This is a genomic window from Pseudomonas sp. 43NM1, from assembly GCF_002836905.1.
Classification (GTDB): Bacteria; Pseudomonadota; Gammaproteobacteria; order Pseudomonadales; family Pseudomonadaceae; genus Aquipseudomonas; species Aquipseudomonas prosekii.
Genome location: NZ_MKGS01000006.1, coordinates 1 through 18,582, shown reverse-complemented (window position 1 = coordinate 18,582; position 18,582 = coordinate 1). Strand labels below are relative to the sequence as shown.

The following is an 18,582-nucleotide window of genomic DNA, read 5'->3' as shown; positions in this document are numbered from 1 at the left end:
GGCCAAAGACACGATCCCTATGTAGCAGCTGCCGAGGTACGAGGCTGCGTTGCGTGTCCGCAGGACCGCCCTCGGGGGCCGCTGCGCAGCCCGACGCAGCCTCGTGCCTCGGCAACTGCTACAAAGGGTTTCAGTCGCGCAATGACATGACTGGCCAACCGCGCTTCTCGGCTTCGGCGCGCAGGTTTGGATCAGGGTCTACGGCCAAAGACACGATCCCTATGTAGCAGCTGCCGAGGTACGAGGCTGCGTTGCGTGTCCGCAGGACCGCCCTCGGGGGCCGCTGCGCAGCCCGACGCAGCCTCGTGCCTCGGCAGCTGCTACAAAGGGTTTCAGTCGCGAAATGACATGACAGGCCAACCGCGCTTCTCGGCTTCGGCGCGCAGATTTGGGTCAGGGTCTACGGCCACCGGATGCGTCACCTGCTCCAGCAACGGCAGATCATTCATCGAATCGCTGTAGAAATAGCTGTCTTCCAGCGAATGCCCGGTCTCTTCCAGCCAGCGGCTCAAACGCGTCACCTTGCCTTCGCGAAAGCACGGGATGTCGGTGCTGCGCCCGCTGTAGCGGCCATCGATCATTTCGCATTCGGTGGCGATCAAGGTGTCGACACCCAGGCGCTGGGCGATCGGCGCGGTGACGAAGCGGTTGGTCGCGGTGATGATCACCAGTTTGTCGCCGGCCTCGCGGTGTTTGGCGAGCAGCGCCATGGCTTTGGGCAAGACGATCGGTTCGATGCAATCGCGCATGTAGTCGAGGTGCCATTGATCCAGCGTGGCCATCTCGGTGCGGCCGAGGATTTCCAGGCAGAAGTTCAGGTACTCGGCGTTATCCAGCTTGCCCGCCAGGTAATCCTGGTAGAACTCGTCGTTGCGCGCCTTGTAGGTCACGGCGTCGAGAAAGCCGCGTTCGCACAGGTAATCGCCCCAGGCGTGATCGCTGTCACCGCCCAAAAGCGTGTTGTCCAAGTCGAATAAAGCCAGGCGCATTGCAGTTACTCGCTGAAAAGTCTGTAGAAAGGCGCCCAGAATACGGACTTTTCACACAAGTGCACATAAGGTCGGTCGGCGCGTTGCTGCCTTCACAACCTTTGTGGAACAATGCGGCGACATGCGTTTGCGAGGTTGTTGCCGTGATCGACCCCGATGGTTTCCGCCCCAATGTCGGGATTATTCTCACGAATGATGCCGGCCAGGTGCTATGGGCTCGCCGTATCAATCAAGATGCCTGGCAGTTTCCACAGGGTGGTATCAACCCCCAGGAGACGCCGGAAGACGCCTTGTATCGCGAGTTGAACGAAGAAGTGGGCCTGGAGCGCGAAGATGTTGAAATTCTCGCCTGCACCCGGGGCTGGTTGCGCTATCGTTTGCCGCAACGTCTGGTCCGTACCCACAGCCAACCGCTGTGCATCGGCCAGAAACAGAAATGGTTTCTCCTGCGCCTGATCTCCAACGAGCAGCGGGTGCGGATGGATTTGACCGGTAAACCGGAATTCGATGGCTGGCGCTGGGTCAGTTATTGGTATCCGTTGGGTCAGGTGGTGACATTCAAGCGCGAGGTGTATCGACGCGCTCTCAAAGAGCTTGCCCCGCGCCTTTTAACGCGCGACTGACGACGGAGTTCGACCCCGAGCCATGCTCAATACGCTGCGCAAGATCGTCCAGGAAGTTAACTCCGCCAAGGATCTCAAGGCGGCGTTGGGGATTATTGTGTTGCGCGTCAAAGAGGCCATGGGCAGCCAGGTCTGCTCGGTCTATCTGCTTGACCCGGATACCAACCGCTTCGTGCTGATGGCCACCGAGGGCTTGAACAAGCGCTCGATCGGCAAAGTCAGCATGGCGCCCAACGAAGGTCTGGTTGGCCTGGTCGGGACGCGTGAAGAACCCCTGAACCTCGAAAACGCTGCGGATCACCCGCGCTACCGTTACTTCGCCGAAACCGGTGAAGAGCGCTACGCCTCATTCCTCGGTGCACCGATCATTCACCACCGCCGCGTCGTCGGCGTGTTGGTCATCCAGCAAAAAGAACGCCGCCAGTTCGACGAAGGTGAAGAAGCCTTCCTCGTGACCATGAGCGCGCAGCTCGCCGGGGTTATCGCCCACGCCGAAGCCACCGGTTCGATCCGCGGCCTCGGGCGTCAGGGCAAAGGCATCCAGGAAGCCAAGTTCGTCGGCGTGCCGGGCTCGCCGGGCGCTGCTGTCGGTACCGCCGTGGTCATGCTGCCGCCGGCCGATCTGGACGTGGTGCCGGACAAGAACATCACTGACATCGACGCCGAACTGGCGTTGTTCAAGACTGCTATCGAAGGCGTGCGCGCCGACATGCGCGCGTTGTCGGCGAAACTCGCCACGCAGCTGCGCCCGGAAGAACGTGCGCTGTTCGACGTCTACCTCATGATGCTCGACGATGCCGCGCTCGGCAGCGAAGTCACTACCGTGATCAAGACTGGCCAGTGGGCCCAGGGCGCGTTGCGTCAGGTGGTCACCGATCACGTCAACCGTTTCGAATTGATGGACGACGCCTACCTGCGTGAGCGCGCCTCGGACGTCAAAGACCTTGGCCGCCGCCTGCTGGCCTATCTGCAGGAAGAGCGTCAGCAAAACCTGGTCTACCCGGAAAAAACCATTCTGGTCAGCGAAGAGCTGACGCCGGCCATGCTCGGCGAGGTGCCGGAAGGCACGCTGGTCGGTCTGGTGTCGGTACTCGGTTCGGGCAACTCGCACGTCGCGATCCTTGCCCGCGCCATGGGCATTCCGACGGTCATGGGTCTGGTCGACCTGCCGTACGCCAAGGTCGATGGCATCGACCTGATCGTCGACGGCACCAAAGGTGAGGTCTACACCAACCCCAGCGAAGTGCTGCGCAAGCAGTTCGCCGAGGTGGTCGAAGAAGAGAAACAACTGGCGCTGGGCCTCGATACCCTGCGCGACCTGCCATGCGTGACCCTCGATGGCCACCGCATGCCGCTGTGGGTCAACACCGGCCTGCTGGCGGACGTTGCGCGTGCGCAGAAGCGTGGCGCCGAAGGTGTCGGTCTGTACCGCACCGAAGTGCCGTTCATGATCAACCAGCGCTTCCCGAGTGAAAAAGAGCAACTGGCGATCTATCGCGAGCAGCTCTCGGCGTTCCACCCGCAACCGGTGACCATGCGCAGCCTGGACATTGGCGGTGACAAGTCGCTGTCGTACTTCCCGATCAAGGAAGACAACCCGTTCCTCGGCTGGCGCGGGATTCGCGTGACCCTCGATCACCCGGAAATCTTCCTGGTGCAGACTCGCGCAATGCTCAAGGCCAGCGAAGGCCTGAACAACCTGCGGATTCTGCTGCCGATGATCTCCGGCATTCATGAATTGGAAGAAGCGCTGCACCTGATCCACCGCGCCTGGGGCGAAGTCCGCGACGAAGGCACCGACGTGCCGATGCCGCCGATTGGCGTGATGATCGAGATTCCGGCGGCGGTGTACCAGACCAAGGAACTGGCGCGGATGGTCGACTTCCTGTCGGTCGGCTCCAATGACTTGACCCAGTATCTGCTGGCCGTGGACCGCAACAACCCACGGGTGGCCGACCTCTACGACTACCTGCACCCGGCAGTGCTGCAAGCCTTGCAGAACGTGGTGCGCGACGCGCATGCCGAGGGCAAACCGGTGAGCATCTGCGGCGAAATGGCCGGTGACCCGGCGGCGGCAGTGTTGTTGATGGCGATGGGTTTCGACAGCTTGTCGATGAACGCCACCAACTTGCCGAAAGTGAAATGGATGCTGCGCCAGATCAACCTGAGCAAAGCCAAGGAGCTGCTGGCGGAGTTGATGACCATCGACAACCCGCAAGTTATCCACAGCTCGCTGCAATTGGCGCTGAAGAATCTCGGGTTGGCGCGGTTGGGCAATCCGGCTCCGGCCAAAACCCTCTAAACCTGCCGCGACTCTAACATCGCCCCCTCACCCCAGCCCTCTCCCCATGGGGGAGAGGGGGAAAGGGGGCCGATCTCCATGCTGTTCAAACACTGAGTTCGACTCGATTTCCTCGGTCGCAAAATATCAAAAAAACAACTCGGTCAGTCCCCTCTGCCCCCTGGGGAGAGGGGGAAAGGGAGCCGATCTCCATGCTGTTCAAACCCTGAGTTCGACTCGATTTCCTCGGTCGCAAAATATCAAAAAAGCAACTCGGTCAGTCCCCTCTACCCCCTGGGGAGAGGGGGAAAGGGAGCCGATCTCCATGCTGTTCAAACCCTGAGTTCGACTCGATTTCCTCGGTCGCAAAATATCAAAAAAACAACTCGGTCAGTCCCCTCTGCCCCCTGGGGAGAGGGTTAGGGTGAGGGGTGGTTCTAACTGACTCCACAAAAGCTAAGCCCTGATCTCCACTTCCCCCAGATGCCCGCCATACGGCCCGAAACTGCGCTCAACCATCAACCGCGTGCCATCCGCCTGCACGATCAGCGCGGTACTCGCCCGCGTCCCGTACGTCGGGCTCGCAATAAACACGCTCGACAACAACGTCTCCGTCGCCAAGCCAACCCCGGTATCCGGCAATTCGGTGAACGGCGCAGTCTGCGCATCGCTCAAAATCGCCAGCAACGCCTCGGGCTGCGGATCGTCCAGCTGTTCGCTCAGCGCCGCTTTGGCCTTCAACACCTTGGGCCACGGCGTATCCAGCCCCGCGTTCGATAACCCATAAACCCCCGGCGTAAGCATCACCGCTTCGCGGTTGTGCGCGTTGAAGTGCCACAGTTCGTTGGCATTGCCGACCAGCAGGTTAAACCCGGCATATTCCAGCGAACGCCCGACCACATCGCTTAAATAGTCATCGATCGACATCTCACCAGTCAGAAAACCCGCGACCAGTTCACCGCGCGACTTCAACGACGCCGGTTGCCCCGGATCACGGATATTGGTCAGCGCCGCAAAGCGCCCGTTGGCGCCAATCCCCAGCCAGGTGCCGCCGGCCTCGAGGTCGCGGCCGGCATGCACGCCGGGCGCCTGCGGCCATTGCGCCAGGGGTTGGGTGGGCCGCGCATAGAACTCGTCGCGGTTAGCCGCGACGATCAGCGGCTGGGGATGATCCGGCCGCCAGGCAAAGACAATCAGGCACATAAGGTGGTCCTTGTGTGTTTTTTGCCCACTCTACGCAGACATTGCGCGCGCATCCATCGCCATCCAGTAGAGCTTGAGGCCATGCATCCGTTACCATGCCGCTCCTATTTCGGGATGCGCGAGAAGACAGCAATGGAATTTCTGCTCTACTTGGCGCTGGGCGCCTGTGCAGGCGTGTTAGCTGGATTGTTCGGGGTTGGTGGAGGGATCATCATCGTCCCCGTGCTGGTGTTCAGTTTCACGCTACAAGGTTTTGACGCGTCGATCCTGACGCATTTGGCGGTCGGTACGTCGCTGGCGACGATTATTTTTACCTCGGTGAATGCGGTTCGCGAGCATCACCGACGCGGCGCGGTGCGCTGGCCGATTTTTGCCTGGATGACCGTCGGCATTCTCATCGGCGCCGGATTCGGCGCGTTGACCGCCGAGGCGATTTCCGGCCCGCATTTGCAGAAGATCATCGGCGTTTTTGCGCTGATCATCGCCGTGCAGCTGGCATTGGACTTCAAACCCAAGGCCAGCCGAACCGTGCCGGGCAAAGTCGGTCTGACCGTGGCCGGCAGTTTCATTGGCTGGGCCTCGGCGATTTTCGGCATTGGCGGCGGCTCGCTGACCGTGCCGTTCCTGACCTGGCGCAGCGTTCCGATGCAGCAAGCGGTGGCGACTTCATCGGCCTGCGGGCTGCCGATCGCTTTGGCAAGTGCATTAAGTTTCATGATTCTGGGCTGGCACGATCCGTTGCTGCCGGCTCATAGTCTCGGTTTTATCTATCTGCCGGCGCTGTTGGGGATCGCCCTGACCAGCATGGTCTTCGCCCGCTTCGGCGCGCGACTGGCGCACAATTTGTCGCCGCGCCTGCTGAAAAGATTGTTCGCCGCACTGTTGTTCTGCGTGGGCGTGAATTTCCTGCTCTGACGCACGGCACAATCCTGGCTTAATCCTGGGGTGACAGCGTCCCCCGGGAATTTTGCTTCAAGTCTTTCGGTTTCAACTCTAACGAGGAGTCGCAATGCTGCCTTACCCGCAGATCGACCCGGTGGCCCTGGCCATCGGTCCGCTGAAAATCCACTGGTACGGTCTGATGTACCTGATCGGCATCGGCGGCGCCTGGCTGCTGGCGTCGCGCCGGTTGAACCGTTTCGACCCGACCTGGACCAAGGAGAAACTCTCCGACATGGTCTTCTGGATGTCGATGGGGGTGATTGTCGGCGGGCGTCTGGGCTACGTGTTGTTCTACGACCTGAGCGCCTATCTGGCCAACCCGACCCTGATTTTCGAAGTGTGGAAGGGCGGCATGTCGTTCCACGGCGGCTTCATCGGCGTGATGCTGGCGGCATTGTGGTTCGGTAAAAAGAACGGCAAGTCGTTCTTCCAGTTGATGGACTTCGTCGCGCCAATGGTGCCGATCGGCCTCGGTGCCGGGCGCATCGGCAACTTCATCAACGCCGAATTGTGGGGCAAGCCGACCGACGTTGCCTGGGCGATGGTCTTCCCGACCGACCCGGCACAACTGGCGCGTCACCCATCGCAGCTGTACCAATTTGCGCTGGAAGGCGTGGCGTTGTTCGCGATCCTCTGGATCTTCTCGCGCAAGCCACGGCCGACCATGGCGGTGTCCGGGATGTTCGCGCTGTTCTACGGCATCTTCCGCTTCATCGTCGAATTCGTTCGCGTACCGGATGCGCAACTGGGCTACCTGGCGTGGGGCTGGCTGACCATGGGTCAGGTGCTGTGCGTGCCGATGGTGCTCGCCGGTCTGTTCCTGATCTGGCTGGCGTATCATCGCGCCCCGGCGGCACCGGCAGCGGCCGTATAAATTCGAATCCCGGGGGCGACGGCTCCCGGGTTCTAGGACACAGGTAACTCATGAAGCAATATCTCGATCTGGTGGCGCACGTCATCAAGAACGGCACCAAACAAGCCAACCGCACCGGCGTCAACACCATCAGCTTCCCCGGCGCGATGCTGCGGTATGACCTGAAAGAAGGTTTCCCGGCGATTACCACGCGCAAAATGGCCTTCAAATCGGCGATTGGCGAGATGTGCGGTTTCCTCCGTGGCGTCAACAACGCCGCTGAATTCCGCGCCTTGGGCTGCAAGGTCTGGGACCAGAACGCCAACGAAAACGCGCAGTGGCTGGCCAACCCGTTCCGTCAGGGCGAAGACGACCTTGGCGAAATCTACGGCGTGCAATGGCGCAAATGGCCGGCGTACAAGCAGATCCCGGTGAGCAATAAAGCCGCGATCGAGCAGACTCTGGGTCAGGGCTATCGGCAGATTGCCGAGGGCGAAGAAGACGGTCAGGCCTATGTCGTGCTGTACAAGGCCATCGACCAGGTCCGCCAGTGCGTCGACACGATCATCAAGGATCCGGGCAGCCGGCGGATTCTGTTCCACGGCTGGAACGTCGCGCAGCTGGATGAAATGGCCTTGCCGCCGTGCCACTTGCTGTACCAGTTCCACCCGAACGTCGAGACCAAAGAGATTTCGCTGACGCTGTACATCCGCTCGAATGATTTGGGCCTGGGCACGCCGTTCAACCTCACCGAAGGCGCGGCGCTGCTGAGCCTGATCGGGCGCCTGACCGGCTACACGCCGCGCTGGTTCACCTATTTCATCGGTGATGCGCACGTTTACGAAAACCATCTGGACATGCTCAATGAACAGCTGACCCGCGAGCCGTTCCCGATGCCGAAACTGGTGATCAGCGACCGCGTGCCGGCGTTTGCCGAAACCGGCGTGTACCAACCGGAATGGCTGGAATTGATCGAACCGAGCGACTTCTCGCTCGAAGGCTATCAACACCACGCGCCAATGACCGCGCCAATGGCGGTCTAAAGAACGACGCCCAACCCCTGTGGGAGCGAGCTTGCTCTCGATAGCGGCCTGACAGTCAACATAGATGTTGAATGTGATGGCCTCATCGCGAGCAAGCTCGCTCCCACATTTGTTCCAGGGTGGTCTTAATGCCCGTGGCTTCTGCCCACGTGCGAATGCTCAACCTCCGTCGCCACCACCCCGCCGCTGACTTCCAGCCGCTGCAAAATCCCGCATTGATCGGCTTCCGGCCCTTCGCCGCAGCGTTGGCGCAGGTCGAGCAGTTGTGCCTGTAACGCCATCAACCCATCGATCCGCGCTTTAACGTGATGAATGTGTTCATCGATCAACGCGTTGACGTTTTCGCACTGGTCCTGCGGGCTGTCGCGCAACGCCAGCAGGCTGCGGATTTCTTCCAGGGTCATGTCGAGCGTGCGGCAATTGCGGATGAACGTCAGGCGTTCGGCGTGGGCCTGGGTGTAGACGCGGTAATTACCGTCGCTGCGAGCCGGCTCGGGCAGCAGGTTTTCCCGCTCGTAATAGCGGATGGTTTCCACCGCGCAGTCGGTGAGTTTTGCCAGTTCGCCGATCTTCATTGCAACAATCTCCAAAAGGTTGCTTGACCCTATAGTGGCTACAGGGTCTTTACTTGGCAACAGGCACCTTTCCGGACGCGACCAATGAGCGATTCCCTGCACACGCACAAACCTGATGCTACCGACGATTGCTGCAGCAAACCGCAGCCCGTGGCCAAGCACGACCACGGCAGTCACGGCCATGAACATGAACATGAACATGAACATGAACATGATCATGGCCATAGCGGTGGACATGACCACGGCGCCCAAGCCGATTCCTGCTGTTCATCGAAAGTCGCTGCGCCCTCGCTGGTGCAATTGACCGAAGCGCCGACGGCGGGCGCACGTCTGAGCAGCTTTCGCATCGACGCGATGGACTGCCCGACCGAGCAGACGCTGATCCAGAACAAGTTGGGCAAGCTGTCGGGCGTGCAGCAACTGGAATTCAACCTGATCAACCGCGTGCTGGGCGTCACTCATGACTTGCCGAGCAACGCGCCGATCATCGACGCGATCAAGTCGCTGGGCATGGTCGCCGAGCCGCTGGAGCAGGGCGTCGACGCGCCGGCAGCGGTTGTCGAGAAAAAACATTGGTGGCCGCTGGCGCTGTCCGGCGTCGCCGCGCTGGGCGCCGAAGTCATCCATTTCACCAACGCCGCGCCGAACTGGGTGGTGGCGATCATCGCGCTGGTGTCGATCCTCAGCGGCGGCCTCGGCACCTATAAAAAGGGCTGGATTGCCCTGAAAAACCTCAACCTGAACATCAACGCGCTGATGAGCATCGCGGTGACTGGCGCGATCCTCATCGGCCAGTGGCCGGAAGCGGCAATGGTGATGTTCCTGTTCACCGTCGCCGAGTTGATCGAGGCGAAATCCCTCGACCGTGCGCGCAATGCCATCGGCGGCCTGATGCAGATGACCCCCGAGCAAGCCACGGTGCAGCAGGCCGACGGCAGTTGGCTCGAGCAAGATGTCAAAGCCATCGAACTCGGCGCGCGCGTGCGCGTGAAGCCCGGCGAGCGTATTGGTCTCGACGGTGAAGTGGTTTCCGGGACCTCGACCATCGATCAGGCGCCGATCACCGGCGAAAGCCTGCCGATCGAGAAAACCATCGGCGACAAAGTCTTCGCTGGCACCATCAACCAGGCAGGTTCGCTGGAATACAGCGTGACGGCGGCGGCGAATAATTCGACCCTGGCGCGGATCATCCACGCGGTCGAACAAGCGCAAGGTGCGCGCGCGCCGACTCAGCGTTTCGTCGATCAGTTCTCGAAAATCTACACGCCGGCAGTGTTCGTGCTGGCGTTGGCGGTGGCAGTGATTCCGCCGCTGTTCATGGCTGCCGCGTGGTTCGACTGGATCTACCGCGCGTTGGTCTTGCTGGTGGTGGCTTGCCCGTGTGCGCTGGTGATTTCGACGCCGGTGACCATCGTCAGCGGCCTTGCGGCAGCGGCGCGCAAAGGCATTCTGGTCAAGGGCGGCGTGTACCTGGAGGGCGGTTACAAGCTCGATTACCTGGCGTTGGACAAGACCGGCACGATCACCCACGGCAAACCGGTGCAGACCGACTATTTGTCCCTCGATCCGACTGCCGACGAAACCGCCCCGGCCATTGCGGCTGCGCTGGCCGGTCGTTCCGATCACCCGGTGTCGCTGGCCATCGCCAACGCAGCTGTGGATAAGCAATTCGCGCCGCAGGTTGTGGATAACTTCGAAGCCTTGGCCGGGCGCGGTGTGCGCGGCGAAATCGACGGTCAGGTCTACCACTTGGGCAACCATCGACTGGTTGAGGAGCTGAATCTTTGCTCCCCAGCGCTGGAAGAGAAGCTGTTTGCTCTGGAAAAACAGGGTAAATCCGTGGTGCTGCTGCTCGACCAGTCCGGCCCATTGGCGCTGTTTGCCGTGGCCGATACGGTGAAAGAGTCCAGCCGCGAAGCGATTCAACAGCTGCATGACTTGGGCATCAAAACCCTGATGCTCACCGGCGACAACGCCCACACCGCGCAGGCGATTGCTGCACAAGTCGGCATCGACGAAGCCAAGGGCGATTTGCTGCCGACCGACAAACTGCAAGCGATCGAAGCGCTTTATGCACAGGGCCATAACGTCGGCATGGTCGGCGACGGCATCAACGATGCGCCGGCGCTGGCCCGCGCCGAGATCGGTTTTGCGATGGCTGCTGCGGGCACCGATACCGCGATTGAAACCGCCGATGTCGCCCTGATGGACGACGATCTGCGCAAGATCCCGGCGTTCATTCGCCTGTCGCGGCAGACGTCGAGCATCCTCAAACAGAACATCGCCCTTGCACTGGTCATCAAAGTGATCTTTCTTGGGGTAACCTTCGCCGGGATCGCCACCATGTGGATGGCGGTATTTGCCGACATGGGCGTGAGCCTGTTGGTGGTGTTCAACGGTTTGCGCCTGTTGCGCAAATAAGCATGAGGAACGGTTGTGCTGAGTGCCGAGCTGAAGGCGTTTTACATGGTGGCCCGCCTGGGCAGCATTACCCTGGCAGCGAAGAAGCTCGGCTTGAGCCAACCGACGGTGACCACGCAGATTCGCAATCTGGAAAGTCAGTATTCGGTTGAGCTGTTCTACCGTGGCGGCCGCCGTCTGAGCGTCAGCGACGAGGGCGCGCGGTTGCTGCCGATGGTCAAGACGCTGCTGCAGCAGGAAGCCGATATCGAGTTTTTCCTGCGCAACAGTGGTCAGCTCCAAGGCACGTTGCGCATCGCCGCGACGGCGCCGTATTACATTCTGGATCTGGTGAAAACCTTCCGCGAGCGCTTGCCGCACGTCGAAGTTTCGGTGGAAATCGGCAATTCGCAGCAGGTGCTGGAAGCGCTGGAGGATTACCGCGTCGATGTCGCTGCGTCATCGCAATTGCTCGACGACGCGCGGCTGATCCGCCGGGTGCTCGGCAGCGATCCGCTGGTGTTGGCGGTGCATCGCAATCATCCGTTGGCGGTGCACGAGCATGTGCCGCTGAGTGCGCTGGCCGGGCATACCTTGTTGATGCGCGAGTCGGGTTCGACCACGCGGCGGCTGACCGAGGAATTGCTCGCGGGCGCCGGTGTAGGTTTCGGGCCGTTGTTGGAGATCGGCAGCCGCGAGTCGATTCGCGAAGCGGTGCTGCGCAATATCGGCATCAGCATCATTGCCCGCCAGGAGGTGCCGCACGATCCGCAATTGCGCGTGCTGACCATCGAGAATGCGCCGCAGATTCCCGAATACCTGTACTGTCTCAAGGAACGCAAAGGCGCGCGGCTGCCGGCGGCGTTCCTCGGATTGGCGCAGGAAATGGCCCCCGCTTAGTCCTGTAGCGATCATGCGGGCCTCTTCGCGGGCAAGCCTCGCTCCTACAGGGGAATGCGATCGAATTGTAGGAGCGAGGCTTGCCCGCGAAGGCGCCAGACCAGACAACACATAACCCAACCCAAATCCCCGAATACCACTATCAGTCGTTTTTGCCTCGCTGCCACATGACGGACGCATTACAAACCTAGGATGGGCTTCATCTGCTTGATGAGGTCTGTCCATGAACCACTCGAACGCAACTGCCCTGACCAACCCCGGCGCGCCGATGAAAGTGCGTGGCGTGCAGAAACGCTTCGGTGCGTTTACCGCGCTGGACAATGTTTCGCTCGACGTCGCCGCCGGTGAACTGGTGTGCCTGCTCGGGCCGTCGGGTTGCGGCAAAACCACTTTGCTGCGCTGCATCGCCGGCCTGGAGAAACAGGACAGCGGCGAGCTCTACCTCGGTGATCGCGACGTTTCCCACCTCGCCCCGCAGGCTCGGGACTACGGCATTCTGTTTCAGTCCTACGCGCTGTTCCCCAATCTGACCGTCGAAGCGAACATTGCCTACGGCCTCGCCGGCAGTGGTCGCGACGAAGTGCGCAAGCGCGTCGGGCAGATGCTTGAACTGGTCGGCCTGCTCGGCAGCGAGAAAAAGTACCCCGGCCAATTGTCCGGCGGCCAACAACAGCGTGTAGCGCTGGCCCGCGCTCTGGCCCCGGCGCCTTCGTTATTGCTGCTCGACGAACCGATGTCAGCCCTCGATGCCCGCGTGCGCGAGCACCTGTGCACCGAGCTGCGCCAATTGCAGCGCAACCTCGGCGTGACCACGTTGATGGTCACGCACAATCAGGACGAAGCGATGCTGATGGCCGATCGCATCGCCGTGATGAACAACGGCAAAGTCGAGCAATACGCCACGCCGCAGGAAATCTACGATCGCCCGGCGACGCCGTTTGTTGCGGAATTTGTCGGTCAGGGTAACTGGCTGCCGTTCCAGCGCAGCAGCGACAGCCATGCGCAGGTCGGCGGAATGAACATGCGCCTGGCCGAGGGCAGTGCGAAAACCGCGTCCGGTCGGCTGTTCTGTCGCCCGGAAGCGATCAACGTCAACCCGCCGGTGCACGAAGAAAACCTGTTCCCGGCCAAGGTTCGCGAGATCACTTTCCTCGGCAATCGCTGCCGCATGAGTTTTGAACTCGATCAATTGCCGGGCCACGCCTTGCTCGCCGAACTGGCGCCGGAAGCTATGCCACGGCTCGGCGCGCAGCACATCATGGTCGCTTTGCCACCGCGCAGCCTGCAGGTGTTCGCCTGATGAGCGCGAACCTCGCGCTGCCGATTGCGCACAAGCAGGTTCGGCAGACCTCGCGCGCCGAGTTTGGTGATCGGTTGTTCGTGGTCGGCGGCAAAGTGCTGCTGCTGATGCTGCTCGGTGTCGCGGTGTTGATGCCGTTGCTGGCGATCTTCTGGCGCGGCTTCAGCGCCGAAGCCGGGCAGGGCGGTGGTCTGCTCGCCGCGCGAGAATTGCTGAGCAGCGCAAATTTTCACTGGTTGCTCGGCAATAGCCTGAAAGTTTCCCTCAGCGTCGCGGCGATTGTCGTACCGCTGGCCTACCTGTTTGCCTACGCGTTGCAGCGCACATTGATTCCCGGCAAAGGCATTTTTCGCGGCATCTCGCTGCTGCCATTGATGGCGCCGTCGATGCTGCCGGGGATTGCCCTGGTCTATCTGTTCGGCAACCAAGGCATGTTGCGCGGACTGCTCTCGGACAATATCTACGGCTTCTGGGGCATTGTCCTCGGCGAGGTGATCTACACCTTCCCACACGCCTTGATGATTCTGCTGTCAGCGCTTTCGCTGGCGGACGCGCGATTGTTCGATGCGGCGTCGAGCATGGGCGCCAGTTCGGCGAAAGCCTTTCGCAGCATCACCTGGCCGGCGACGCGTCAAGCCGTGTTCGCCGCGTTTTGCCTGGTGTTCACCCTGACCATCACCGACTTCGGCGTGCCGGTGGTGGTCGGTGGCGACTATCAAGTGCTAGCGCTGGAAGCCTACAAAGCCGTGGTCGGCCAGCAACAATTTGGTCGCGGCGCGTTGATCGGCATGGTTTTGCTGCTGCCGGCGCTGCTCAGTTTTGGCGTCGATGCATGGCTGCGGCGGCGCCAGGGCGATGCCATGAGCGGCCGCGCGCAAGTGTTCCAACCGGCGCCGTCGAAGCTGCGCGATGGCTGTTATCTGGCGATTGTGTTGCTGATCTGCGCGGTGTTGCTGCTGGTGTTCGGCATGGCGGTGTTCTCGTCGCTGGTGAAATTCTGGCCGTACAACCTGTCGCTGTCGCTCAACCATTACCAGTTCAACGACACGGCGGGCGGCGGCTGGCTGGCCTACGGTAACAGCGTGAAAATGGCCTTGGGCACCGCGTTGATCGGCAGCGTGCTGATCTTCACCGGCGCTTACCTGATGGAAAAAACCAAGGGCCAGCGCGGCCTCAACCTGACGCTGCGCATGCTCAGTTTTATCCCGATGGCGGTGCCGGGGCTGGTGCTGGGTTTGGGTTACGTCTTCTTCTTCAATCTCAGCGGCAACCCGTTGCACGTGCTCTACGGGACCATGACGCTGCTGGTGGTGTGCACCATTGCGCATTATTTGACCACCGCGCAAATGACCGCGACCACCGCGCTGCGCCAACTCGACGCCGAGTTCGAAGCCGCCGCGCTGTCGCTGAAAGCGCCGCTGTATCGGCATTACCTGCGCGTCACCGTGCCGATTTGCCTGCCGGCGCTGCTGGACATTGTGCGCTATTTGTTCGTATCGGCGATGACCACAGTTTCGGCGGCGATCTTCCTCTACAGCCCCGACACCATCCTCGCGGCGGTGGCGGTGCTGAATATGGACGACGCCGGCAATGTCGGCGGCGCGGCGGCGATGTCGACCCTGATTCTGTTCACCTCGGCGGGCGTGTCGCTGCTGCTGGCCTGGGCATCGCGCGGTTTGCTGCGCCGCTCCCAGGCCTGGCGGCAAACCGCGCCCGGCCACTGACTCACACCCTCAACTCAAAAACAGGAAAAGATCATGTTCAAGCCCCTGGCCTTGGCCGCTGCTGTCCTCACCGCTTTCAGCCTGAACGCCTTCGCGGCGAAAACCGAGTTGACGGTGTACACCGCCCTCGAAGCCGAACAACTGAAGACCTATAAAGACGCGTTCGAGAAAGCCAACCCGGACGTTGAAATCAAATGGGTGCGCGATTCGACCGGGATCATCACCGCCAAATTGCTCGCTGAAAAGGCCCGTCCGCAAGCCGATGCAGTGTGGGGACTGGCGGCGTCGAGCCTGGCGATTCTCGATCAGCAAGGCATGCTGCAAAGCTACGCGCCGAAGGACCTCGACAAGATCGGCAGCAACTACCGCGATGCCGCCAACCCGCCAGCCTGGGTCGGCATGGACGTCTGGGCCGCGACCATTTGCTTCAACACCGTCGAAGCCGAAAAGCAGGGCTTGAGCAAGCCGCTGAGCTGGCAGGACCTGACCAAACCCGAATACAAAGGCAAGATCGTCATGCCCAATCCGGCCTCGTCCGGCACCGGTTTCCTCGACGTCAGCGCGTGGCTGCAAACCTTCGGCGAGAAGCAGGGCTGGGCGTACATGGACGGCTTGCACCAGAACATCGGCCAGTACGTTCACTCCGGTTCCAAGCCTTGCAAACTGGCGGCCTCGGGTGAGTTTCCGATTGGTATTTCGTTCGAATACCCGGCGGTTCAGTTGAAGCGTCAAGGCGCGCCGCTGGACATTATCCTGCCGAAGGAAGGCCTCGGTTGGGAGATCGAAGCGACCGCGCTGATCAAGGGTTCGCAACACGAAGAAGCGGCGAAGAAGCTCGCGGACTTCTCGGCAAGCCCGGCGGCGATGGAGTTGTACAAAGAGAACTTTGCGGTGCTCGCGCAACCGGGGATTGCCAAGCCGCAAACCGAGTTGCCGGCCGATTATGAGCAGCGTTTGATCAAGAATGACTTTGCCTGGGCCTCGAAGAATCGCGACGAAATCCTCGCCGAATGGCGCAAGCGCTACGACGGCAAGTCCGAGAAAGTCGTCGCCAAGTAAGATCTTTATTGGCTGAAAGGGCCTCTTCGCGGGCAAGCCTCGCTCCTACAGGGGGACGCGATTCCCTGTAGGAGCGAGGCTTGCCCGCGAAGGCGGCTTCAAATTCAGGACATCTCTCAATGACACAACACCACGACATGCTCATCGTCGGCGCCGGGATTCTCGGTTTGTCCCACGCCTACGCCGCCGCCAGACGCGGGCTGAAAGTCGCCGTTTTCGAACGCAGCGAAACCCCGCTCGGCGCCTCGGTGCGCAACTTCGGTCAGGCGCTGGTCACCGGCTAGCCACCTGGGCCGATGCTCGAACTGGCCAAGGCGAGCCGCGACATCTGGGGGCATTGGGCCAACGTCGCCGGGCTGCAACTCAAGCGCAACGGCTCATACCTGTTCGCCCGCAGCGAAGCTGAAGAGCATTTGCTGGAAGCCTTTTGCGCCGGCCGCGCCGTTGAACACAACTACAACGTCGAACTGTTGCGCGGTGCCGCGTTACGCGATCTGTACGGCGGCCAGTTCAGCCATCATCGCGCGGCGCTGCACGGTCTGGACGATCAACAACTGTATTCGCGCGAAGCCATTCCGGCGCTGATCAACTATCTGCACAGCGAACTCGGCGTCGAGTTTCACTTCTCGACGCTGGTGCGCGACATCGAGCCCGGCCGCTTGCACAGCACCGCTGGCAGTTTCAGCGCCGAACAGATCATCGTCTGCTCCGGCCACGATTATCAGACGTTGCTCGCCGAGCCGATTGCCGCGCTCGACCCTCAAATCTGTCGTCTGCAAATGCTGCGCGCGCGGCCGCTGCTCACTCTCAAGCTGCAACACGCGTTGCTCACCGGGTTGAGTTGCGTGCACTACGGCGCCTTCGCCGACTTGCCGGAAGCCGCCGCCGTGCAAGCGCAAATCCTGCGCGAGACGCCGCACCTGCATGACAACGGCATCCATCTGCTGATCAGCCCGACGCCTTACGGCGAACTGATCATCGGCGATTCCCACCATTACGGCCGCGATCCGTCGCCATTCAACGCCGAGCAAGTCGACAACTGGATGATCGAACTGGCCGAACAAACCCTGGACTGCCGGATTCAGGTGATCGAGCGATGGCAGGGCGTCTACGGCGCAAGAGGGCCGGGACCGTTCTCGTTCCTGCGCCCGCAACCCGGCGTCAGTGTGGCGCTGATGCATTCCGGGGTCGGCATGAGCGTCGGGCCGGCGCTGGCTGAGCGCAATGTCGCGATGTTGCTGGGAGAGGTTTGATGACACGCCACGAGCAAGTAATCGCCGAGGTTTTCGCACTGTACGAACGCTTCGGCGACAGCGATTACATCGGCGAACCGGTGTCGCAAATCGAGCACATGTCGCAAGCCGCCGAACGGGCGATGGCCGAGGGTTTCGACGACGAAGTGGTGCTCGCGGCGTTCTTCCATGACATCGGCCACCTCTGCGCCGAGCACGCGCCAAACATGGGCGGCTTCGGCGTGGTCAGCCATGAACGGCTGGGCGCCGATTACCTGCGCCGCGCCGGTTTCAGCGAACGCCTGGCGCGGCTGGTGGAATATCACGTGCAAGCCAAGCGTTACCTGACGTTGAAACAGCCGGGTTATTTCCAGCGCTTGAGCGAAGCCAGCCGTCGCACGCTCGACTATCAGGGCGGCGTGATGACGCTGGCCGAGGCCGAGGATTTCGAGCGCGATCCGTTATGCGCGATCAGCTTGCGCATGCGCCAGTGGGATGAGCAAGCCAAGCAAATGCACGTGCCGGTGATGGACCTTGCGGTGTTGAGGGACAAGGCGTTGCGGCTTTTGTCTGGCGTGACGCGCTGACCCGTCGCACAGGACATTCGGAAACGGCGGATGGATTGCGCTGCCGTGGCGCTGCAAGCTGGGTTTTTCCAAGAGGACGCACGGATGCGTTATTTGAAAGTGGTGGCGCAGGATCGAAGCGCGCAGGGCGTCGGGGATTTTCTGCTTTTCCGGTTTTATGAGGATGACCGGCTGTTGCGCGAGGCGACGGCGGCGGAGTTGCTGCGCCTCAAGGTGCTGGGTAAAACCTATTTGAAATGCGCGTGGTTCAACATTGGGGAAGGCGAGGAGCGACACCTGCGGATTTTCTCGCAGAACCCTTCAGGCGATGGTACAGCGGAAACGGTGCGGCTGCATTTTCATGACGGTGCGCAGATTGCCTATAAGGCTGCGGCGCATGATCAGGATAACGACGGCAGGCTGGAAGTGATTTTGAGTTCGGATGTCGACAATGACGGGCACTCGAATCGCACCGATCGAAGTCGGGTGACCGCGTTGGTGAAACAGTATTTGAAGATCAATTGGTAACACCACCCCTGTAGCAGCTGCCGAGCCCGCGAGGCTGCGTTCGAGGACGAAGTCCTCGCCAATCCGGTGTGCGCGGTAAACCTGAACATGCGCGGGGATTGGTTTGGCGACTGCTGCGCAGCCGAACGCAGCCTCGCGTTGCTCGGCAGCTGCTACAAGGGGGTTATGGGTTTAGGGCTTTCTCGGCTAGCGCTTCAATTCGTTTTGGCCGCTCACCCTGACCGACGACCACTGCGCACGTGCCCTGTAGCAGCTGCCGAGCCCGCGAGGCTGCGTTCGAGGACGAAGTCCTCGCCAATCCGGTGTGCGCGGTAAACCTGAACATGCGCGGGGATTGGTTTGGCGACTGCTGCGCAGCCGAACG

At 61.2% G+C, this 18,582-nt stretch carries 15 protein-coding genes and 1 pseudogene; 13 read left to right on the top strand and 3 right to left on the bottom strand.

What is annotated here, in order from left to right; genetic code table 11:
* Positions 1 to 332: 332 nt before the first annotated feature.
* Positions 333 to 989, bottom strand: coding sequence for an HAD family phosphatase (locus BI292_RS02695; protein WP_101206895.1), 657 nt, complete (start codon positions 987 to 989; stop codon positions 333 to 335).
* 143 nt (positions 990 to 1,132) lie between these two features.
* Between BI292_RS02695 and BI292_RS02690 the strand changes: the two genes are divergently transcribed.
* Together BI292_RS02690 and ptsP are read left to right on the top strand one after the other, a co-directional pair.
* Positions 1,133 to 1,612 (top strand): RNA pyrophosphohydrolase, encoded by a 480-nt coding sequence (locus BI292_RS02690; protein ID WP_007945562.1) that lies wholly within the window; start codon positions 1,133 to 1,135, stop codon positions 1,610 to 1,612.
* Between the two features lie 22 nt (positions 1,613 to 1,634).
* On the top strand, positions 1,635 to 3,914 hold the full coding sequence (gene ptsP, locus BI292_RS02685) for a phosphoenolpyruvate--protein phosphotransferase (RefSeq protein WP_101206894.1): 2,280 nt from the start codon (positions 1,635 to 1,637) through the stop codon (positions 3,912 to 3,914).
* Positions 3,915 to 4,349: 435 nt separating this feature from the next.
* Here ptsP and BI292_RS02680 read toward each other — a convergent pair whose 3' ends face one another.
* Positions 4,350 to 5,096 carry an NRDE family protein gene (locus tag BI292_RS02680; RefSeq protein ID WP_101206893.1) on the bottom strand — a complete coding sequence of 249 codons (747 nt, stop codon included), beginning with the start codon at positions 5,094 to 5,096 and terminating at the stop codon, positions 4,350 to 4,352.
* A gap of 132 nt (positions 5,097 to 5,228) precedes the next feature.
* Between BI292_RS02680 and BI292_RS02675 the strand changes: the two genes are divergently transcribed.
* The 3 genes from BI292_RS02675 (at position 5,229) to BI292_RS02665 (ending at position 7,934) form a co-directional block, all read left to right on the top strand.
* Complete coding sequence (locus BI292_RS02675) at positions 5,229 to 6,011, top strand: sulfite exporter TauE/SafE family protein (protein ID WP_101206892.1); 783 nt, start codon at positions 5,229 to 5,231, stop codon at positions 6,009 to 6,011.
* 94 nt (positions 6,012 to 6,105) lie between these two features.
* A complete protein-coding gene (lgt, locus tag BI292_RS02670) occupies positions 6,106 to 6,912 on the top strand; it encodes a prolipoprotein diacylglyceryl transferase (RefSeq protein ID WP_092276640.1) in 807 nt (268 codons plus the stop codon).
* Between the two features lie 50 nt (positions 6,913 to 6,962).
* The gene (locus tag BI292_RS02665; RefSeq protein ID WP_101206891.1) at positions 6,963 to 7,934 is read left to right on the top strand and encodes a thymidylate synthase; all 972 of its coding nucleotides are present in this window, start codon (positions 6,963 to 6,965) and stop codon (positions 7,932 to 7,934) included.
* Between the two features lie 125 nt (positions 7,935 to 8,059).
* On the opposite strand, the gene cadR is transcribed toward BI292_RS02665, so the two are convergent.
* Positions 8,060 to 8,509, bottom strand: a complete 450-nt coding sequence (gene cadR / locus BI292_RS02655; protein ID WP_092276646.1) for a Cd(II)/Pb(II)-responsive transcriptional regulator — start codon at positions 8,507 to 8,509, stop codon at positions 8,060 to 8,062.
* 84 nt (positions 8,510 to 8,593) lie between these two features.
* On the opposite strand from cadR, the gene BI292_RS02650 reads away from it, so the two are divergent.
* The 8 genes and pseudogenes from BI292_RS02650 to BI292_RS02615 all read left to right on the top strand — a co-directional run bounded on the left by BI292_RS02650 (position 8,594) and on the right by BI292_RS02615 (position 18,218).
* Positions 8,594 to 10,930, top strand: coding sequence for a heavy metal translocating P-type ATPase (locus tag BI292_RS02650; RefSeq protein WP_101206890.1), 2,337 nt, complete (start codon positions 8,594 to 8,596; stop codon positions 10,928 to 10,930).
* 15 nt (positions 10,931 to 10,945) lie between these two features.
* Entirely contained in the window at positions 10,946 to 11,809 is an 864-nt protein-coding gene (locus tag BI292_RS02645; RefSeq protein ID WP_101206889.1) for a LysR family transcriptional regulator, read from the top strand.
* A 223-nt stretch (positions 11,810 to 12,032) separates the two neighbouring features.
* Positions 12,033 to 13,109 carry a putative 2-aminoethylphosphonate ABC transporter ATP-binding protein gene (locus BI292_RS02640; protein WP_101206888.1) on the top strand — a complete coding sequence of 359 codons (1,077 nt, stop codon included), beginning with the start codon at positions 12,033 to 12,035 and terminating at the stop codon, positions 13,107 to 13,109.
* Positions 13,109 to 14,833, top strand: coding sequence for a putative 2-aminoethylphosphonate ABC transporter permease subunit (locus BI292_RS02635; RefSeq protein WP_101206887.1), 1,725 nt, complete (start codon positions 13,109 to 13,111; stop codon positions 14,831 to 14,833). The genes BI292_RS02640 and BI292_RS02635 overlap by 1 nt, the downstream gene beginning before the upstream one ends.
* Positions 14,834 to 14,866: 33 nt before the next feature.
* Complete coding sequence (locus tag BI292_RS02630) at positions 14,867 to 15,892, top strand: putative 2-aminoethylphosphonate ABC transporter substrate-binding protein (RefSeq protein WP_092276662.1); 1,026 nt, start codon at positions 14,867 to 14,869, stop codon at positions 15,890 to 15,892.
* 119 nt (positions 15,893 to 16,011) lie between these two features.
* A pseudogene (locus BI292_RS02625) lies at positions 16,012 to 17,145 on the top strand (TIGR03364 family FAD-dependent oxidoreductase).
* A complete protein-coding gene (locus BI292_RS02620; protein WP_101206886.1) occupies positions 17,145 to 17,711 on the top strand; it encodes a phosphonate degradation HD-domain oxygenase in 567 nt (188 codons plus the stop codon). Before BI292_RS02625 ends, BI292_RS02620 begins: the two are co-directional and overlap by 1 nt.
* 45 nt (positions 17,712 to 17,756) lie before the next feature.
* Complete coding sequence (locus tag BI292_RS02615; protein WP_256592605.1) at positions 17,757 to 18,218, top strand: hypothetical protein; 462 nt, start codon at positions 17,757 to 17,759, stop codon at positions 18,216 to 18,218.
* Positions 18,219 to 18,582: the final 364 nt, after the last annotated feature.

Excerpts from the sequence above, each read along its gene's own strand:
- cadR (WP_092276646.1), bottom strand. The coding sequence starts at position 8,509 with ATGAAGATCGGCGAACTGGCAAAACTCACCGACTGCGCGGTGGAAACC.
- BI292_RS02680 (WP_101206893.1), bottom strand. The coding sequence starts at position 5,096 with ATGTGCCTGATTGTCTTTGCCTGGCGGCCGGATCATCCCCAGCCGCTG.
- BI292_RS02630 (WP_092276662.1), top strand. The coding sequence starts at position 14,867 with ATGTTCAAGCCCCTGGCCTTGGCCGCTGCTGTCCTCACCGCTTTCAGC.
- BI292_RS02620 (WP_101206886.1), top strand. The coding sequence starts at position 17,145 with ATGACACGCCACGAGCAAGTAATCGCCGAGGTTTTCGCACTGTACGAA.
- BI292_RS02635 (WP_101206887.1), top strand. The coding sequence starts at position 13,109 with ATGAGCGCGAACCTCGCGCTGCCGATTGCGCACAAGCAGGTTCGGCAG.
- lgt (WP_092276640.1), top strand. The coding sequence starts at position 6,106 with ATGCTGCCTTACCCGCAGATCGACCCGGTGGCCCTGGCCATCGGTCCG.
- BI292_RS02640 (WP_101206888.1), top strand. The coding sequence starts at position 12,033 with ATGAACCACTCGAACGCAACTGCCCTGACCAACCCCGGCGCGCCGATG.
- BI292_RS02675 (WP_101206892.1), top strand. The coding sequence starts at position 5,229 with ATGGAATTTCTGCTCTACTTGGCGCTGGGCGCCTGTGCAGGCGTGTTA.
- BI292_RS02695 (WP_101206895.1), bottom strand. The coding sequence starts at position 989 with ATGCGCCTGGCTTTATTCGACTTGGACAACACGCTTTTGGGCGGTGAC.
- ptsP (WP_101206894.1), top strand. The coding sequence starts at position 1,635 with ATGCTCAATACGCTGCGCAAGATCGTCCAGGAAGTTAACTCCGCCAAG.
- BI292_RS02650 (WP_101206890.1), top strand. The coding sequence starts at position 8,594 with ATGAGCGATTCCCTGCACACGCACAAACCTGATGCTACCGACGATTGC.
- BI292_RS02665 (WP_101206891.1), top strand. The coding sequence starts at position 6,963 with ATGAAGCAATATCTCGATCTGGTGGCGCACGTCATCAAGAACGGCACC.